General features: G+C 38.4%; 2 protein-coding genes and 1 pseudogene. All 3 read left to right on the top strand.

What is annotated here, in order from left to right; all coding sequences use genetic code 11:
• Positions 1 to 409: carboxylesterase family protein (locus K6G87_RS01195; protein ID WP_296832752.1), on the top strand; the 409-nt coding region annotated here is incomplete at its 5' end.
• A 335-nt stretch (positions 410 to 744) separates the two neighbouring features.
• Positions 745 to 978, top strand: a complete 234-nt coding sequence (locus tag K6G87_RS01200; protein ID WP_296832755.1) for a NifU family protein — start codon at positions 745 to 747, stop codon at positions 976 to 978.
• Positions 979 to 1,025: 47 nt separating this feature from the next.
• A pseudogene (locus tag K6G87_RS01205) lies at positions 1,026 to 2,585 on the top strand (alpha-mannosidase); the annotation flags it as partial.

The following is a 2,585-nucleotide window of genomic DNA, read 5'->3' on the forward strand; positions in this document are numbered from 1 at the left end:
ACCGGGAATAATCGTTGCTACAAGAATGTTTGGGCACATTCAGGATAGCCAGAACAGGACAGCATATCTGTATGAATTCGACGGAGATATCCCAGGCGATGACAATATAGGATCATATCACGGAAGTGAGATGTGGTTTGCTTACGACTCTCTTTCAAGATGTGACAGACCTTTTACAGGAAAACATTATGACCTTGCAAGACAGGTTAGTTCCTACTGGACCAATTTTATCAAGACCGGAGATCCCAACGGAACAGATACTGCAGGCTATGAACTTCCAAAGTGGGAGAAGTTTACTAAGGAAAATGATTTCGTAATGCTGCTTAAAGAAAATCCTGCAAAAAGCCCTGAAGTTACAAGCGATCATATGAAAGCGGTAATCAAAGAAAAAACAGGAATTGAGGTTTAAGATAAATCCGGTTTTTGAGTATAAAAGAAAATTTCGGGTGGGGGATATAAGCCCCGTACCCGTAGAACTGCGTCAGCAGTGATTTTATAACGAGCAAAAAGCGAAGCGTTTGCGAGTTTAACAGCCTCCAATAGTTAACTTAAAGCTGACTATTGGAGGCCTTTTTATATCAAAGAAGAGATGCCCACACCTCTAAGCAAGGCGTAGGCGTGGCAAGAGACTTAAATTAGTAAAAAATGTCACATAGACACTTGAAAGTGTCCTTGAGTAATTGAAGTGGCAAAACCATAATGTTAGATGTGAAAACAGTGAATGTTTTTGGAAAGGATTAAGGTATGGAAGAATATGTAAAAGACACATTGGCCAATATGATACAAGGTGATGGCGGATGGGTAGAATTTATATCCTATGAAGATAATAAACTTACTCTCCTTTTCAGGGCGGAATGTTCCAAATGCTTTATTTTGGACCGCTGCTGCGACTGGATAAAAGGCAAAATTCATGATGATCTGAATACTGATGTTGAAATTGAAGCTATCAGGAAAAAGCCTTTCTTTTGGGAAACTTGATAATAGGATTTGATAATGATTATATTTGTGCTAATGAGAGGTTAAATATGGCATTTGTAAAAGTTGTAAGACGCAGTATGCGTCCTGAAGAGTGGACAGCTCTAAGATATGGTTGGATTAAAAAGGCAATTATAGACGAGAAATCTGAAATAACTGATATTTATATTCGTGATGCCCATCAGCTTAGCGAGAATGAATATCGCTTTGATAATGATTACAGGCCGCTTAAAAAGGGTGACGTATATTTTACTCCGGATGGGACAGCCTTTATAAAGGGTAAAGGACAGGTTCCAAAAGAACTTATGGGTAAAGAGATATATCTTCTTTTGCATACAGCAGCTGAAATGATAGTAAAGATAAACGGACACTATGCTGGAGGTATCGATCCTAACAGAGACAGGATAGAACTAAACAGATGGGTTAATAAGGATGGAAGCTTTGAATTTGAGATAGAAGGATTTAACAGATCTAAGCCTGATGATGAGCGTAATCCTGATGCCATGGATTCACGAGGCTGCAGACAGATATTTGAAGGTGCTTATATATGTACAGTTAATGAAGATGTCCAGAATCTTTATTATGATCTGACACTTCTTCTTGATATAGCAGGAGCTGAAGAATTTGATGAAGATTACAGATCTTTTCTTAATAAGGAACTTAATGAGGCGCTTAACCTTGTCGATTTCGATACCTTTGAAGGCGTAGCTGATGCTCTTAAATATATAGAAGAGCATATTTATCAGAATGATGATTTTAAATCAAGTGGAGATGTTGCTCTTGTAGGGCATTCACATCTTGATATTGCATATTACTGGCGCAGAATGCACGTAGTACAAAAGAATGCAAGAACAGTACTCATACAGATGAGACTTATGGACAAGTATCCTGATTTCAGATATGCACATACTCAGCCTTATGTATATGAACTTCTCAAGAATAATTATCCGGAACTATTTGAAGAATTAAAGGTAAAGATCAAAAGCGGACAGTTTGAGCCAATAGGAGCTATGTATGTAGAACCGGACTGTAATATTCCTTCTGCAGAGAGTCTTATAAGACAGTGCCTTTATGGACAGAAATTTTATAGAAAAGAGTTTGGTATTACTGCAGATAATGCATGGCTTCCTGATGTATTTGGAAACAGCTGGATTCTTCCCCAGATACTCAAAAAAAGCGGAGTAGAGTTTTTTGTATCCAACAAGATGTCTACTTGGAATGACACAAACAGATTTCCTCATAATAACTTTATGTGGAAGGGAATAGATGGAACTTCAGTATATGCCAGTGTTCCTCCTACACACTTTATAACCTGGAATATGCCAAGTCAGATCATGGAGAACTGGAATGCCTATCAGGACAAGGAATCAGGAGGCCAAACCCTTAGCATGTTCGGATATGGTGATGGAGGTAGCGGTGCCACAGAAGAGATGATAGAGCTTATGCACCGTTTTGATAAGCTTTCTGTCATGCCCAAGACTGAACATATGACAGCACATGAGTTTCTTCATAGAAATCTTGAAGGCAATAATAAGCTCGAAACATGGGATGGAGAGCTTTATCTTGAAATGCACAGAGGAACCTTTACAACAAAATCAGTATTAAAGCGT

The organism is Butyrivibrio sp. (assembly GCF_024699075.1).